We start from the raw sequence: 14,459 nt of genomic DNA, 5'->3' as shown, positions 1-14,459 counted from the left end.
CCCCCACGGCCCGGTCAGCCCGCCTCGGGCGCGTCGACGACGTTGCCGTCCTTGTCGACGGTGTGGGTGCGCCAGTACACGTCCCACTCGTCGTCCACCTTCCGCGGCACCTTGCCCTCGGGGTAGCGCGTGTAGCCCTCCGGGACCTTCTCGCCGTCCTTGACGCAGGCGGATCCGGTCCCGCCGACGGCCAGGACGGGGTACTCGCCCCCGCCGCAGACGGCGTCCTGGAAGGAGAGTCCGGAGCAGCCGGTCAGGGTCAGGACCGCGGCCGCTCCCGTGAGCGCAGTGGCCGCGAAGACGCGGATCCGGCGGCGGAGGGAAGGGGCCTTGCCGTTCAGGGGGGTGGTCACGGTGGTCTCCTGTCGGTCGTTCGGTCTGGCCCCACTCTCGTTCCCCGAAACCGCCGGAGCTTGAGTGCCGGTACTCGGACGGGCCGCCGCGCCCCTACTCAGGAGAGCCGGTATCGGCCACAGTTGGCCGGAAAGAGGCACGGCACGCGCCCGGACCCCTACCCCTTCCGGCGGGTCGTGCGGACCGCCCCGATGCTCGCCGCGATCACGAGGGCGATGGCCAGGGCGTCGACGGTCGACAGGGCCTGGCTGAGGACGAGGAAGCCCGCCATGGCCGCGATGGCCGGCTCCAGGCTCATCAGGATCGCGAAGGTCGGCGCCGGCATGCGGCGCAGCGCGAGGAGTTCCAGGGTGTACGGCAGGACCGACGACATCAGCGCGACCGCGAGGCCCAGGGCGAGCGTCGACGGCACCAGGAGCCGGCCGCCCGCCTCCGCGAGGCCGAGCGGCAGGCTGAGGAGGGCGCCGAAGGCCATGGCGAGCGCGAGCCCGTCGGCCTGCGGGAAGCGGCGGCCGGTGCGGGCGCCGAAGACGATGTACGCGGCCCACATGCCGCCCGCCCCGAGCGCGAAGGCCGCCCCCAGCGGGTCGAGGCGGTCGAAGCCGCCCCCGCCGAGCAGGACTACGCCGACGAGCGCGAGCCCGGCCCACAGCAGGTTCGCCCAGCGGCGCGAGGCGACCACGGAGAGGATCAGCGGGCCGAGGACCTCCAGGGTCACGGCGGCGCCCAGCGGGATCCGGCTCGACGACTGGTAGATGAGGATGTTCATCCCCGCCATCGCCGTGCCGAACGCGACGATCGTGCCCCAGTCCGCGCGGCCGTAGCCGCGGATCCGGGGCCGGCAGACGACGAGCAGCACGGCCGCGGCGAGCACGAGCCGCAGGGTCACCACGCCGAGGGCGCCCGCGCGCGGCATCAGGAGCACGGCGAAGGCGGCCCCGAACTGGATGGAGAGCCCGCTCGTGACGACCAGCGCGACCGGGCCGAGCCGGCGGCCCGGGCCCCCGTCCCCGTCCCGTACGGGAACGTCCCCGGGCCCCGCCGCCGTCGCGACCGGGGCCACGTCCTTGACCGGACTGTCCACCGGCTGCTCCTCAACACGACACGCGGCCACGCCGCGCACGAAGGTCCGCCGCACCGGGACCGATGCGGCACCACCTCACCGTACGGGCCCCCGCGCGGCAGCGGAAATGCCTCTTGCGCTGCGGTTATGCTCCGAGCGCATGAGCATCGAGCTACGCCACCTCCGCTGCTTCCTCGCCATCGCCGAGGAGTCCAGCCTGACCAGGGCGGCCGCCCGGCTCCACCTCACCCAGCCCGCCGTCTCCCGCACCCTCGCCGCCCTGGAACGCCACCTCGGCGTCCGGCTCGTCGACCGCTCCACCCACCACCTCGCCCTCACCTCCGAGGGCCTCGCCTTCCGGGACCGGGCCGCCGCCGCCCTCGCCGCCTTCGACGCCGCCGTCGACCCGGCCGGGCTCCGCCGCCGCCCCTTGCGCCTCGGCCACGCCTGGTCGGCCTTCGGCCCGTACACCACTCCCCTGCTCCGGCGCTGGCAGCGGGAGCACCCCGGCACCCCGCTCGAACTCCTCCGCGTCGACGACCGCACCGCCGGGCTCGTCCGCGGCGAGGTCGACGCCGCCCTGCTCCGGGGCTCCGTGGACGCCCCCGGCCTGGTCACCGAGGAACTCGCCACCGAGCCCCGGGTCGCCGCGCTGCCCGCCGACCACCCGCTCGCCGGCCGGCCCCGGCTCGCGCTCGGCGAGCTGGCCGGCGAGACGGTCGTCCTCAACACCGTCTCCGGCACCACCACCCTCACCCTGTGGCCCGCCGCCGCCCGCCCGGCGGCCACCCTGACCGTCGCCAACACCGACGACTGGCTCACCGCCATCGCCGCCGGCCGGGGCGTCGGCGTCTCCTCCGCCTCCACCGCCGCCCTCCACCCGTACCCCGGCGTCGTCTACCGCCCCCTGCCGGACGCGCCCCCGCTCCCGGTCGTCCTGGCCTGGCGGGACGCCTTCCCGCACCCGGCGACGGCGGCCCTGGCGGCGCTGGCCCGCGAGATCGCCACCCGGGAGGAGCCGGAACCGGCCGAAGAGTGAGATCCCCGAGGCCCCGCACCCCGCCGCGGCGGCCCCCGGCCCCTGCGCTCGATGCCCGGCGTGCTCATGACCACGCCGGACACGCCCCTAGGGGCCCTCAGACCCCGCTCGCCTTGTCCACCGCCTCCGCGAGCAGCTCCGCCACGTGCTGTCCCCGGCCGCCCGTCAGGTCGGCGATCTGCGTGCGGCAGGAGAAGCCGTCCGCCAGGACGGCGGCGTCCGGGGGCGCGTCCCGCAGCGCCGGCAGGAGCTGGTCCTCGGCGCAGGCGACCGAGACCTCGTAGTGGCCCGGCTCGAAGCCGAAGTTGCCCGCCAGACCGCAGCAGCCGCCCGCCAGGCCGCCGGTGAGGCCCGCGCGGGCGCGCAGCCGCCGGTCGGCCGCGTCGCCCAGGACGGCGTGCTGGTGGCAGTGGGTCTGGCCGGTGACCGGGCGGTCGACGCGCGGCGGGTCCCAGTCGGGGGCCAGCTCCTCCAGCGCCTCGGCGAAGGTGCGGACGGAGGCGGCGAGCCGGGCGGCCCGGGGGTCGTCCGGCAGCAGCTCGGGCAGATCGGTGCGGAGGGTCGCCGCGCAGGAGGGTTCGAGGACCACGACGGGCAGGCCCCCGTCCGGGGGGTCCAGCACGTCCAGCGTCCTGCGCATCACCCGCCTCGCCGCCCCCAACTGCCCCGTCGACACGTACGTGAGCCCGCAGCACACCCGCCCCTCCGGCAGCCGCACGCCCAGCCCCGCGTCCTCCAGGACCCGGACCGCCGCCCGGCCGACCTCCGGGGACAGGTGGTCGGTGAAGGTGTCGGGCCAGAGCGTCAGGGCCGGCGGGCGGTCCGAGGCGCGCTCCGCGAACCAGGACGTGAACGAGGCCGCCGCCACCCTCGGCATCGTCCGCTCCGGCGTCACCCCCGCGAGCCGCGCCGCGAACGGCAGCCGCATCGCCGCGTTCAGCCCCCGCCCGAACACGTCCAGCCAGTGCGGCAGCCTCCCCATCGTCCAGTGCGAGCGCGGCCGGCGCAGCGGACCGAGCGGGCCCGCGTAGTGCCGGTCCAGGAACTCCGCCTTGTACGCGGCCATGTCGACGCCCACCGGGCAGTCGCTGCGGCAGCCCTTGCAGGACAGGCACAGGTCGAGCGCCTCGCGGACCTCCTCCGAGCGCCAGCCGTCGGTGACGACCTCCCCGAGCGCCATCTCGTGCAGCAGCCGCGCCCGCCCCCGGGTCGAGTGCCGCTCCTCGCCCGTCGCCCGGTAGGAGGGGCACATCACGCCGGTCCCCGAACTCGGCCCCTCCACCCGGCACTTGGCCACCCCCACGCACCGGGCCGCCGCCCGCCCCACCGCCGCGACCGGAAGCCCGGCCAGGGCGAGCCCCTCCGACGGAGGGCCCTCCGACGAAGGCCCCACCACCGGAAGCCCCTCGAACCGCAGGCCCTCGAACCGCAGCCCCTCGTCCAGCCGCCCCGGCCGGACCAGCATCCCCGGGTTCAGGCCCCCGTCCGGGTCCCACACGTCCTTGACCGCGCCGAAGAGCCCGACCAGCTCCTCCCCGTACATCCTCGGCAGCAGTTCGGCCCGCGCCCGCCCGTCGCCGTGCTCGCCGGAGAGCGAGCCGCCGTGGGCGACCACCAGGTCGGCCACCGCCTCCGAGAAGCGGCGGAAGTGCCGCACCCCCTCCGGTGTCCACAGGTCGAAGTCGATCCGGACGTGGACGCAGCCGTCCCCGAAGTGCCCGTACGGGATCCCCCGGAGGCCGAAGTCGGCGAGGAGGGCGCGGAACGCGCGCAGATACGCGCCGAGCCGCGCCGGCGGCACCGCGCAGTCCTCCCACCCCGGCCACGCCTCGCCCCCGCCGAGCGCCCGGGTCGCCGTCCCCGCCGCGTCCTCCCGGATCCGCCACAGCGCCCGCTGCCCGGCCGGGTCCCGCACGACGGCCGCGTCCACCGCGTCCGCCGCCCGGACGAGCCGCCGGGCCGCCCCCTCGCCGTCCACCTCCACGAACAGCCACGCCCCGCCCCGGGGCAGCCCCACGGCGTCCGGCACGAGATCGAGGGCCATCCCCTCCACCGTCAGCGGCTCGTGCTCCAGGAGCCCCGGCGCCGCGTCCGCCGCCGCGCCCTCGTCCGCGTACCCCAGGACCACGAGCACCGGCTCGGCGGGCAGCGGCACGAGCCGTACGGTCGCCTCCGTGACCACCCCGAGCGTGCCCTCGCCGCCGCAGAAGGAGCGGACCACGTCCACGCCCCGCTCCGGGAGCAGCGCATCGAGGGCGTAGCCGGAGATCCGGCGCGGGAGCCCCTCCGGGTAACCGGTCCGCAGCAGGGCGAGGTGGCCCTCCACGAGCTCCCGCAGTCCGGGCGGCGCGCCCCGCCCCTCCCGCCCGAGCGTCAACTCCGCGCCCCGGTAGGTCACCACATCGAGGGAGCGCACGTTGTCCGCCGTGGTGCCCCACGCGACCGAGTGCGCCCCGCACGCGTTGTTGCCGATCATCCCGCCGAGCGTGCAGCGGCTGTGCGTGGACGGATCGGGGCCGAAGGTGAGCCCGTACGGGCGGGCCGCCGCCCGCAGCCGGTCGAGGACGAGCCCCGGCCGGACGACCGCCGTCCGCTCCTCCGGGTCCAGGGAGACGATCCCGCCCATGTGCCGTGTGAGGTCGAGCACGACGCCGGTGCCCGTGGCCTGCCCGCCGATGGACGTCCCGCCGCCCCGGGCGACCACGGGCGTGCCGTGCGCCCGGCAGACCTCCAGGGCCGCCGCGACGTCGGCGGCGTCGCGCGGGGCGACCGTACCGGCCGGAACGCGGCGGTAGTTGGAGGCGTCCATGGTGGTCAGGGCCCTGGCCGTGACGGAGAAGTCGACCTCTCCGGCGACGGCCGAACGCAGGGCGGCGGCGAGCTCGGACGCGTGTTCCCGGTGTCTTCCCACAACTCCAGGATCTCTCCTCGCTCGTCTCATCGGGCGGACATCCGGCGACCGTCCCCTCCCCGACCCGATACTCTCCGCCTCGTGGCTGATATCCAGATTCCCGCTGACATCAAGCCCGCCGACGGCCGTTTCGGCGCGGGCCCCTCCAAGGTGCGTACGGAGGCGCTGGACGCCCTGGCCGCCACCGGCACCTCCCTCCTCGGCACGTCCCACCGCCAGGCTCCGGTCAAGAACCTGGTCGGCGAGGTGCGTACCGGCATCCGTGACCTCTTCTCGCTGCCCGAGGGCTACGAGGTGATCCTGGGCAACGGCGGCTCCACCGCCTTCTGGGACATCGCGACCCACGGACTGATCGAGAACAAGTCCCAGCACCTCACCTTCGGCGAGTTCTCCTCCAAGTTCGCGAAGGCCGCCAAGCTGGCTCCCTGGCTGGCCGACCCGAGCGTGATCTCCTCCGACCCGGGCACCCACCCGGAGCCGGTGGCCGAGGCGGGCGTCGACGTCTACGCGTACACCCACAACGAGACCTCCACCGGTGTCGCGGCCCCGATCGAGCGGGTCGCGGGCGCCGACGAGGGTGCGCTCGTCCTGGTCGACGCGACCTCCGGCGCGGGCGGCCTGCCCGTCGACATCACCGAGTCGGACGTCTACTACTTCGCCCCGCAGAAGTCCTTCGCGGCCGACGGCGGCCTGTGGCTGGCGGCCTTCTCGCCCGCCGCCCTGGAGCGCGCGCAGCGGATCCACGACTCCGGCCGGCACATCCCGGAGTTCTTCTCGCTGCCGACCGCGATCGACAACTCCCTGAAGAACCAGACGTACAACACCCCGGCGCTCTCGACCCTCTTCCTGCTGAACGAGCAGCTCAAGTGGATCAACGGCCAGGGCGGTCTGGACTGGGCCGTGGCCCGGACGAAGGAGTCGTCGGACGCGCTGTACTCCTGGGCCGAGGAGTCCAAGTACGCCTCCCCGTTCGTGGCGGACGCGGCGAAGCGCTCGCAGGTCATCGGCACGATCGACTTCGCGGACGAGGTCGACGCGGCGGCGGTCGCGAAGGTGCTGCGCGCCAACGGCATCGTGGACACCGAGCCGTACCGCAAGCTGGGCCGCAACCAGCTGCGGATCGCGATGTTCCCGGCGATCGACCCGGCGGACGTGCGGGCCCTGACGGCCTGCGTGGACTACGTGATCGAGAAGCTGTAACTCCCCCGACTCTCAATTCGCGTACTTCGCGTACTTCGCGTACGGAGGGCCCGGCGCCGCGCTCGCGGTGCCGGGCCCTTTCGCGCGTACGTCACCGGCTCAGGGCCTGGTAGCGGCGGACCGCGAGGGGCAGGAAGAGCGCCACGAGGACGAGCGGCCAGACGACGGCCATGAGGACGGCGTGCTGCTCGATCCAGGAGCCGCCGCCCGCGCCCGGGTTGCCGAAGAGCTCGCGGGTGGCCGTCACGGTGGACGAGATCGGGTTCCAGGCGGCGACGGGCGCGAGCCAGGAGGGCATCAGGGACGGCGCCACGTACACGCTGGAGATCATCGTGACCGGGAAGACCACGGCGTAGAGGGCGCCGGCCGCCTCCGCGTTCGGCAGCACGAGGCCGCACCAGACGCCCGCCCAGATCAGGCTGAAGCGCAGCAGCAGGATCAGCCCGAAGCCGAGGACCGCGGGGCCGGGGCCGTTGCCCGGGGTCCAGCCGATGGCGAGGGCGGTGACGGCCAGGACGGCGAGTTCGGCGGTGGCGATCATGAGGTCGGAGAGGGCGCGGCCGGTGGCGACGGCCGAGGGGGCCATCGGCATGGACCGGAAGCGGTCCACGACCCCCTTGCCGCTGTCGGTGACGACGGCCACGGCGGTGTTCATGAGCCCGAAGGCCATGGCCATGGTGAACATGCCGGGCATCAGGAACGCGCGGTAGTCGCCGCCGCCGGGCACCCGCATCGCGCTGCCGAAGACGAACCCGTAGAGCAGCACGGAGACGATGGGGAAGCCGAGCTGCCAGAGGATGGCGACGGGGTTGCGGCGGTAGTTGAGCAGGGTGCGGCGGACGAGGGTGAGGCAGTCGGCGAGGGCCCAGTAGGCGCGCCCGCCGGTGGTGGCGGTGGTGGTGGTGACGGCGGTGCTCATGCGGCGGCCTCCTGGGCGTCGGTTCCACGGGCGGCGGTTCCACGGGAGGTGGCCTCCCGACCACCGGACCGGTCGGCCTCCCGGCCACCGGGCCGATCGACTCCCTCCCCACCGGACCGGTCGGCCTCCTCCCCACCGACGCGATCGGCCTCCTGCCCCGTCAGCCGGAGGAAGACGTCGTCGAGGGCCGGGCGGCGCAGGGCGAGGTCCTCGACGGCGATCCGCTCCTCCTGGAGGGTGCGCGCGACCTCGGTCAGGGCGGCGACCCGGTCGGTGACGGGCACGTGGACGCGCCGTTCGGCCTCGTCGGTGCGGGGTTCGGCGCCCGCGACCCGGGCGAGGACCGCGCGGACGGCGGGCAGGTCGGCGGCCTCGGCGACGACGACCTCGACGCGGTCGCCGCCGACGAGGTTCTTGAGGCCGTCGGGGCTGTCGTCGGCGATGGCCCGGCCCCGGTCCACGACGGTGATCCGGGAGGCGAGCCGGTCGGCCTCGTCGAGGTACTGGGTGGTGAGCAGCACGGTCGTGCCGCCCGCGACGAGGGTGCGGACGGCCTCCCAGACCTCGCCGCGGGCGCGCGGGTCGAGTCCGGTGGTCGGCTCGTCGAGGAAGAGGACGGCGGGGGCGAGGATCATCGAGGCGGCGAGGTCCAGCCGGCGCCGCATGCCCCCGCTGTACTGGCCGGCGCCCTTGTCGGCGGCCTCGGTGAGGGAGAAGCGGTCGAGGAGTTCGGCGGCGCGGTCACGGGCGCGGCGGGCACCGAGGTGGAAGAGGCGGCCGAAGACCTCCAGGTTCTGGCGGCCGGTCAGGCCCTCGTCGACGGCGGCGTACTGGCCGACGAGCCCGATGCGGGTGCGGACGGCGCGCGGGTCGCGGGTGACGTCGATCCCGGCGACCTCGGCGCGTCCGCCGTCGGCCCGGAGGAGGGTGGCGAGGATGCGGACGGCGGTGGTCTTCCCGGCGCCGTTGGGGCCGAGGAGCCCGTGGACGGTGCCGGGCCGGACGGCGAGGTCGAAGCCGTCGAGGGCGTGGGTGGCGCCGCCCCTGCCCCGGTACTCCTTGCGCAGGCCCTCGGCGAGGACGGCGTACTCGGGGACGCGGGCGGGCGCGTCGGTGCGTTCGGGCGTGACGGCGTGCTGGGACACGGAGGCCTCCGGTCGGTGGGTCTCTCGGAACACGTAACCGGGTACACCGTACTCCATTGTGAGTACACCGTACTCAGTTTCAAAACGGAGCGTTTTAAAGTGGCCGCATGACCAAGAGCAGCCTCGACCTCCTCTGGGGCACGGGCGAACGCCCCAGCCGCGGCCCCAAACCCGGCCTCACCGTCGACCGGATCGTCACGACGGCGGTCGGCCTCGCCGACGCGGAGGGGCTCGACGCGGTCTCGATGCGGCGGGTGGCGAACGAGCTGGGCGTGGGCACGATGTCGCTCTACCGGTACGTCCCCGGCAAGACCGAGCTCCTCGACCTGATGCTCGACCGGGTCCAGGGCGAGTCCCTGCCCGACGACCCGCCGCCCCCCGTCCACTGGCGGGAGACCGTCACGGCCCTGGCCCGCACCACCCTCGGCCTCTACCGGGCCCACCCCTGGCTGCTCCGGGTCAACCAGGCCCGCTCCGTCCTCGGCCCGAGCGCCCTGCGCGGCCTGGAGCTGTGCCTCACGGGGCTCAAGGGGCCGCGGGGCATGGGACTGAGCGACCCCGAGACCATCTCGGTGATCATCACCGTGCAGGGGTACGCGGCGGGCACGGCCCGCATGGAGCTCCAGGCCTCCGAGGCCGCGCGGGAGACCGGGATCAGCGACGACGCGTTCTGGGACGCGCAGCGCCCCTACCTGGAGCGGGCGATGCTCTCGGGCGACTACCCGCTGATGGCGGGGCTCGCGGACGACACCTTCGCCCGCGAGACCGACCACTTCGCCTTCGGCCTCGAACGGCTCCTGGACGGCTTCGAGGCCCTGGTGGAGCGGCGGAAGGGGGTCAGCGGCGCCTGACGAGCCGCTTCCCGGCCACCACCAGGAGCGTGGCGCCGGCGAGGACGAGGAAGCCGACGGTGACGTTCCCCTGATCGCCGCCCCCGGGGGCGGCGGACGGCGACGCGGAGGCGCCGGGGGTGGCCGGAGCGCCGGGGGCCTTCGTCTCCCGCCCGCCGCCGCCCGACGGCGGATCCACGCGCACGACCCGGCTGTTCCTGCCCTCCGAGCCGAACATGAGGGCCGAGCCGTCCGCCGTGTACGTCACCGACTCCGCCTGCCCCTGGAAGGGCGCCCCCACGGCCGTCCCCTCCCCCTCGATCCGCCCGTCCTTCCAGGCGTACTCCTGGGCGGTGAAGTAACCGCGCAGGACGAGCTGGCCGCCGTCCGGCGAGAAGGCGCCGTCGGTCACCCACGGCACCTCGCCCACGCGCCGGAAGACGTTCGTCCCCGACGACGAGAGCCGCTCGGGCCCGGCGTACAGGCCGCCGCCGTCCTGCTTCTTGCTCGCGACGTACACCCGGCCGGTCTTCGGATGGACCATCAGGGCCTCGGCGTCGCGCGGCCCGTCGGCGTACTTCACGACGTACTGCCGCGCCGCCACCTTCTGGTCCTTCAGGACCTTCGGCTCGGGGAAGCGGTAGATCCAGACGTGGTCCCAGGTGCCGTCGCGGTTGTCGCCGATGTCGCCGACGTAGACGTCCCCGTCGGGGCCGACGGAGATCGCCTCCATGTCCCGGGGCGTGCCGACCCCCTCCAGGGTCAGGGTCGCGACCGTCTCTCCCGTACGGGAGTCGACGCCATAGATCAGGGGCGCGTCCTGGTCGTTGTGCGTCCAGTAGATCCCGGGGTGGGCGCGGCTCGCGGCGAGGCCGCTGGACTCGGTGATCCGGGCGTCCCGGATCGTGAAGTCCCGGTCGGGATCCTGCCCTTCGGCACGGGCGTGAGCGGCCGGGAGCAGCACCAGGGCCGCCGCCGCGCCGAGGGCGCACAGAGCAGATCGCATGCCCCAAGCCTGCCACGGGCGGCGAGAACCCGGTTGACCATGATCGGCGCCACTGCCAGGGTCGCGTCCATGCCCACCTTCACCGCGCCCGACGGCACGGAACTCGCGTACCACGACTCCGGCTCCGGGGCCCCGCTGCTCTGCCTCCCCGGCGGCCCGATGCAGGACTCCGCCTACCTGGACGACCTCGGCGGCCCGGCGGCCCGCCGCCGCACGATCCGCCTCGACCTCCGGGGCACGGGCGCGTCCGCGACGCCGGCCGACCCGGCCTCGTACCGCTGCGACCGGCTGGTGGACGACGTGGAGGCGCTGCGGACCCACCTCGGCCTCGACGCCGTCGACCTGCTCGGCCACTCGGCGGGCGCCAACCTGGCCGCGCTCTACGTCTCCCGGCACCCCGGCCGCGTGAACCGCCTGGTGCTCGTCACCCCGGGCACGGCGGCGGTGGGGCTCGACACGCCCCCGGAGGAGCGGCTCGCGGCGGCGCGGCTGCGGAGCGCGGAACCGTGGTTCGGCCCGGCGTACGCGGCCCTGGAGGAGGTCACGGCGGGACGGGGCGGGGCGGAGGCGTTCGCGGCGGTCGCGCCGTTCCTGCACGGGACCTGGGACGCGCCCGCGCGGGAGCGGCACGCCGAGAGCGGCCGGCGGCGCAACGACGGGGCCGCGGCGGTCTACGCGGGCGAGGGCGCCTTCGACCCGCCCGTCACCCGCGCGGCGCTCGCGGGGTTCGACCGCCCGGTCCTGGTCGTGGCGGGCGAGGGCGACGTGAACACCCCGCCGCCAACGGCCGCCGCGTACGCGGCCCTGTTCCCGAAGGCGGAGCTGACCGTCCTGCCCGGCGCGGGCCACTTCCCCTGGCACGACGACCCGGAACGCTTCACCGAGACGCTGAACACCTTCCTCGCCTGAGGACGCCCGGGTCCCGAAGGTGCCCCGGATCACAACAGGCCCCGTCACACGATCCGCGATGATACGACCATGCGTTTTCTGTTCGTCGGCGACAGCATGACCATCGGACGCGCCGGCGACTGGACCTGGCGCTACCGGATGTGGCAGCACCTGGAGGCGACCCTCCCGGGCGGGTACGAGATCGTGGGCCCGCGCACGGGCCTGTACGACCCGGACGGCACCCACGCGCCCGAGGCGTACGCCGCCCCGGACTTCCCCGCCCCCGCCCGCCGCCACCTGGCCGGCTGGGGCGAGGGCTGGCTGCACATGGCACCGGTGATCGGGGAGACGGTCGCGGCGACCGGGGCGGACGTCCTCCTCGTCTCCCTCGGCCTGATCGACCTGGGCTTCTACACGAACAGCGACCAGACGGACGAGAACGTCCGGTCCTTCGTCGAAGCCGCCCGCGCCGCGAACCCGCGCGTGCAAGCGGTCCTCCTCCCGGTCATCCCGAACGTCCGCGCCACCTACGACGCCCCCTTCGCCGCCGAGTGCGCCCGCTTCAACGACCTCCTCGCGAAGGCCGTCGCCGACCTGGACGCCCCCGCGTCCCCGCTCCTCCTGGCGACGATCCCGAACGCGTACGCCCTCCCCGCCGACACCTACGACGGCACCCACCCGGGCCCCACCGGCGAACACAAACTGGCGTCGGCCTTCGCGGACGCGATGCACCAGGCGTGGGCCCTGGGCGGCCCGTACCGACCGGCGGGACGCCTCTGAGAAGAACTACGGGATCACCAGGCGAAGGCCTCCGGCGAAGGGCCGGGCCCGGGGAAGATCTCGTCCAGGGACGCCAGGAGCTCCTCGCCCAGCTCGACCTCCAGGGCCCTCAGCGCACCGGCGAGCTGCTCGGGCGTCCGGGGCCCCACGATCGGCCCCGTCACACCGGGCCGGGTGAGCAGCCACGCCAGGGCGGTCTCCCCCGGCGCGAGGCCGTGCTTGTCGAGCAGGTCCTCGTAGGCCTGGAGCTGCGCCCGGGCGGCCGGGTCGGCGAGCGTGGCCGCCGCGCGCCCCTCCGTACGCCGCCCGCCCTCGGCCTCCTTCTTCAGGACCCCGCCGAGCAGACCGCCGTGCAGCGGCGACCAGGCGATGACCCCGAGCCCGTACTCCCGCGCGGCCGGAACGACCTCCATCTCGGCGCGCCGCTCGAAGAGGTTGTACAGGCACTGCTCGCTCACGAGCCCGACCGATCCCCGCCGCGCCGCGATCTCGTTGGCCTGGGCGATCTTGTACCCGGGGAAGTTGGACGACCCCGCGTAAAGGATCTTCCCCTGCTGGATCAGCACGTCGACGGCCTGCCAGATCTCCTCGAAAGGAGTGGAGCGATCGACGTGATGGAACTGGTACAGGTCGATGTGATCGGTCCCGAGCCGCTTGAGACTGCCCTCGACCGCCCGCCGGATGTTGAGGGCGGAGAGCTTGTCGTGATTGGGCCAGGCCTCCCCGTCGGCGCCCATGTTCCCGTACACCTTGGTGGCGATGACGGTGCGGTCGCGACGGCCGCCGCCCTTGGCGAACCAGGAGCCGACGATCTCCTCGGTCCGCCCCTTGTTCTCACCCCACCCGTACACATTGGCGGTGTCGAAGAAGTTGAGCCCCGCGTCCAGCGCCGCGTCCATGATGGCGTGACTGGTGACTTCGTCCGTCTGGGGTCCGAAGTTCATCGTGCCGAGAACAAGTCGGCTGACCTTGAGTCCGGTGCGTCCGAGCTGCGTGTACTCCATGAGTCACCAGCCAACTACTTAGAACGCACTCCAGGCAAGCACCTACTGCCCGACCACCGACGCGACGGCGACGATGACGAACATCAGCACGAGAACACCGGCCATGATCCGGTTACGAGTCTTGGGGTCCACCCTTCGAGGTTAACCCGCCCCGCCACCGTCCCGGCCCAGGGGCCACCTTCCCACCACCTCGTACCGGGGCCGCTCCCCCCGCACCCCGCTCACCGGCAACAGAGACCGCACCAGAACCAACTCCCCCACCTCCCACCGCCCCCCTTCGAACCCACCGAGCACCTCCACGAAGGGCCCCACATCGACCCCCACCCCCCGCCCCACGGTCAGATGGCCCCGATACCGCCGGTGCTCCCCCATCCCGACCCCGGCCCGGCGCGCGGCCGCGTCGGACCGCTCGGCGAGGAGCCGCAGCACGTCCAGATCGCCGGCGACCCCGGCCCACAACGCCCGCCGCCCGAAGTGCCCGCCCCCGTGCAGCCGCAACGAGAAGCCGGGCGTGCGAGCGGCGGCCCGCCCGAGCCGCACCCGCAACTCGGGCACCAGAGCCTCGTCGACCTCCCCCATGAAGGCGAGCGTGAGGTGCCACCCGCCCGACGAGGTCCACCGCACGCCACCGGCCCCGGGCAGCTCCCGCAGCCGGTCGACCACACGCCCGAGCTCGTCCAACCGCTCCGAAGGCGGCAGGACGGCAGCGAAAAGCCTCATGGAAAAAGTGTGGCACCCCCTACCCTCACCCCCATGAAGATCCGTAAGGGCGGGCCCGAGGACATACCCGCGATACTCGCCATCCTGGACAGCGCCGTGATCTGGCTGAACGACAAGGGCATCACCGCCCAGTGGGGCACGGACCCCTTCACGGCCCGCCCCGCCGCCGTACGACAGGTGGAAGAGACGGTGGCCGAGGGCGACCTCTGGATAGCGGAGATCGACGGCACACCGGCGGGCACGATGACCCTGACCCCCCACCCCGGCAAGCACGTCCCCCACGCCGAAGAACCGGAGACCTACATCCGCCTCCTGGCCACGGACAAGAAATTCCACCACCAGAACGTGGGAGCGGCCCTCCTCCGACACGCCGCCGCGGAGACCCGCCGCAAAAACATCTCGCTCCTCCGCGTGGACTGCTTCGCGGGCAGCGAGGGCCGCCTGATCGCGTACTACGAGAAGCAGGGCTTCACCCGCACGGACACCTTCGCGGTGGGCGACTGGCAGGGCCAGATCCTGGAGCAGCGGGTCTGACGACGACGTACGGAGGGGGGCGGGGCCGGAGCGGGGCAGGTGGTGTCCGGGCGTAAAAGCGTCTTG

General features: G+C 74.2%; 14 protein-coding genes. 6 read left to right on the top strand and 8 right to left on the bottom strand.

Annotation, left to right across the window (positions count from 1 at the left end):
- Positions 1–14: 14 nt before the first annotated feature.
- Both AB0398_RS18370 and AB0398_RS18365 read right to left on the bottom strand, forming a co-directional pair.
- Positions 15–308, bottom strand: a complete 294-nt coding sequence (locus tag AB0398_RS18370) for a hypothetical protein (RefSeq protein WP_366376433.1) — start codon at positions 306–308, stop codon at positions 15–17.
- Positions 309–511: 203 nt separating this feature from the next.
- The gene (locus AB0398_RS18365) at positions 512–1,417 is read right to left on the bottom strand and encodes an EamA family transporter (RefSeq protein ID WP_366376431.1); all 906 of its coding nucleotides are present in this window, start codon (positions 1,415–1,417) and stop codon (positions 512–514) included.
- A 160-nt stretch (positions 1,418–1,577) separates the two neighbouring features.
- Between AB0398_RS18365 and AB0398_RS18360 the strand changes: the two genes are divergently transcribed.
- Entirely contained in the window at positions 1,578–2,456 is an 879-nt protein-coding gene (locus AB0398_RS18360) for a LysR family transcriptional regulator (RefSeq protein ID WP_366376250.1), read from the top strand.
- A gap of 97 nt (positions 2,457–2,553) precedes the next feature.
- Here the strand turns inward: AB0398_RS18360 and AB0398_RS18355 are convergent, their stop codons facing one another.
- Positions 2,554–5,397, bottom strand: coding sequence for an FAD-binding and (Fe-S)-binding domain-containing protein (locus AB0398_RS18355; RefSeq protein ID WP_366376248.1), 2,844 nt, complete (start codon positions 5,395–5,397; stop codon positions 2,554–2,556).
- A 51-nt stretch (positions 5,398–5,448) separates the two neighbouring features.
- Between AB0398_RS18355 and serC the strand changes: the two genes are divergently transcribed.
- Positions 5,449–6,567, top strand: a complete 1,119-nt coding sequence (gene serC, locus AB0398_RS18350; protein WP_366376247.1) for a phosphoserine transaminase — start codon at positions 5,449–5,451, stop codon at positions 6,565–6,567.
- Between the two features lie 91 nt (positions 6,568–6,658).
- On the opposite strand, the gene AB0398_RS18345 is transcribed toward serC, so the two are convergent.
- Together AB0398_RS18345 and AB0398_RS18340 are read right to left on the bottom strand one after the other, a co-directional pair.
- Positions 6,659–7,486: an ABC transporter permease gene (locus AB0398_RS18345; protein WP_366376246.1), complete on the bottom strand. Its 828-nt coding sequence runs from the start codon at positions 7,484–7,486 to the stop codon at positions 6,659–6,661.
- The gene (locus tag AB0398_RS18340) at positions 7,483–8,553 is read right to left on the bottom strand and encodes an ATP-binding cassette domain-containing protein (protein WP_366376429.1); all 1,071 of its coding nucleotides are present in this window, start codon (positions 8,551–8,553) and stop codon (positions 7,483–7,485) included. The genes AB0398_RS18345 and AB0398_RS18340 overlap by 4 nt, the downstream gene beginning before the upstream one ends.
- A 185-nt stretch (positions 8,554–8,738) precedes the next feature.
- On the opposite strand from AB0398_RS18340, the gene AB0398_RS18335 reads away from it, so the two are divergent.
- Positions 8,739–9,482, top strand: a complete 744-nt coding sequence (locus AB0398_RS18335) for a TetR/AcrR family transcriptional regulator (RefSeq protein WP_366376245.1) — start codon at positions 8,739–8,741, stop codon at positions 9,480–9,482.
- Here AB0398_RS18335 and AB0398_RS18330 read toward each other — a convergent pair.
- A complete protein-coding gene (locus tag AB0398_RS18330; RefSeq protein WP_366376244.1) occupies positions 9,469–10,467 on the bottom strand; it encodes a WD40 repeat domain-containing protein in 999 nt (332 codons plus the stop codon). The two genes, AB0398_RS18335 and AB0398_RS18330, sit on opposite strands and share 14 nt — an antisense overlap.
- 69 nt (positions 10,468–10,536) lie before the next feature.
- On the opposite strand from AB0398_RS18330, the gene AB0398_RS18325 reads away from it, so the two are divergent.
- A complete protein-coding gene (locus AB0398_RS18325; protein ID WP_366376243.1) occupies positions 10,537–11,376 on the top strand; it encodes an alpha/beta hydrolase in 840 nt (279 codons plus the stop codon).
- A gap of 69 nt (positions 11,377–11,445) precedes the next feature.
- The gene (locus AB0398_RS18320) at positions 11,446–12,135 is read left to right on the top strand and encodes a GDSL-type esterase/lipase family protein (RefSeq protein WP_366376241.1); all 690 of its coding nucleotides are present in this window, start codon (positions 11,446–11,448) and stop codon (positions 12,133–12,135) included.
- Positions 12,136–12,149: 14 nt separating this feature from the next.
- Here AB0398_RS18320 and AB0398_RS18315 read toward each other — a convergent pair whose 3' ends face one another.
- Positions 12,150–13,139 (bottom strand): aldo/keto reductase, encoded by a 990-nt coding sequence (locus AB0398_RS18315; protein ID WP_366376239.1) that lies wholly within the window; start codon positions 13,137–13,139, stop codon positions 12,150–12,152.
- 141 nt (positions 13,140–13,280) lie between these two features.
- Positions 13,281–13,859, bottom strand: a complete 579-nt coding sequence (gene thpR, locus AB0398_RS18310) for an RNA 2',3'-cyclic phosphodiesterase (RefSeq protein ID WP_366376237.1) — start codon at positions 13,857–13,859, stop codon at positions 13,281–13,283.
- A 33-nt stretch (positions 13,860–13,892) separates the two neighbouring features.
- Between thpR and AB0398_RS18305 the strand changes: the two genes are divergently transcribed.
- Positions 13,893–14,393, top strand: coding sequence for a GNAT family N-acetyltransferase (locus AB0398_RS18305; RefSeq protein WP_366376236.1), 501 nt, complete (start codon positions 13,893–13,895; stop codon positions 14,391–14,393).
- Positions 14,394–14,459: the final 66 nt, after the last annotated feature.

The sequence above is a fragment of the Streptomyces sp. NPDC086147 genome, from assembly GCF_040702165.1.
In the GTDB taxonomy this organism is placed as follows: Bacteria; Actinomycetota; Actinomycetes; order Streptomycetales; family Streptomycetaceae; genus Streptomyces.
The sequence above is the reverse complement of the archived record's forward strand: the minus strand, read 5'-3'. Positions and strand labels throughout refer to the sequence as shown.

Bases quoted from the DNA above. Each gene is read 5' to 3' on its own strand.
- AB0398_RS18330 (WP_366376244.1), bottom strand. From the start codon at position 10,467: ATGCGATCTGCTCTGTGCGCCCTCGGCGCGGCGGCGGCCCTGGTGCTG.
- AB0398_RS18325 (WP_366376243.1), top strand. From the start codon at position 10,537: ATGCCCACCTTCACCGCGCCCGACGGCACGGAACTCGCGTACCACGAC.
- AB0398_RS18315 (WP_366376239.1), bottom strand. From the start codon at position 13,139: ATGGAGTACACGCAGCTCGGACGCACCGGACTCAAGGTCAGCCGACTT.
- AB0398_RS18320 (WP_366376241.1), top strand. From the start codon at position 11,446: ATGCGTTTTCTGTTCGTCGGCGACAGCATGACCATCGGACGCGCCGGC.
- AB0398_RS18360 (WP_366376250.1), top strand. From the start codon at position 1,578: ATGAGCATCGAGCTACGCCACCTCCGCTGCTTCCTCGCCATCGCCGAG.
- AB0398_RS18305 (WP_366376236.1), top strand. From the start codon at position 13,893: ATGAAGATCCGTAAGGGCGGGCCCGAGGACATACCCGCGATACTCGCC.
- AB0398_RS18335 (WP_366376245.1), top strand. From the start codon at position 8,739: ATGACCAAGAGCAGCCTCGACCTCCTCTGGGGCACGGGCGAACGCCCC.
- AB0398_RS18345 (WP_366376246.1), bottom strand. From the start codon at position 7,486: ATGAGCACCGCCGTCACCACCACCACCGCCACCACCGGCGGGCGCGCC.
- AB0398_RS18355 (WP_366376248.1), bottom strand. From the start codon at position 5,397: ATGAGACGAGCGAGGAGAGATCCTGGAGTTGTGGGAAGACACCGGGAA.
- thpR (WP_366376237.1), bottom strand. From the start codon at position 13,859: ATGAGGCTTTTCGCTGCCGTCCTGCCGCCTTCGGAGCGGTTGGACGAG.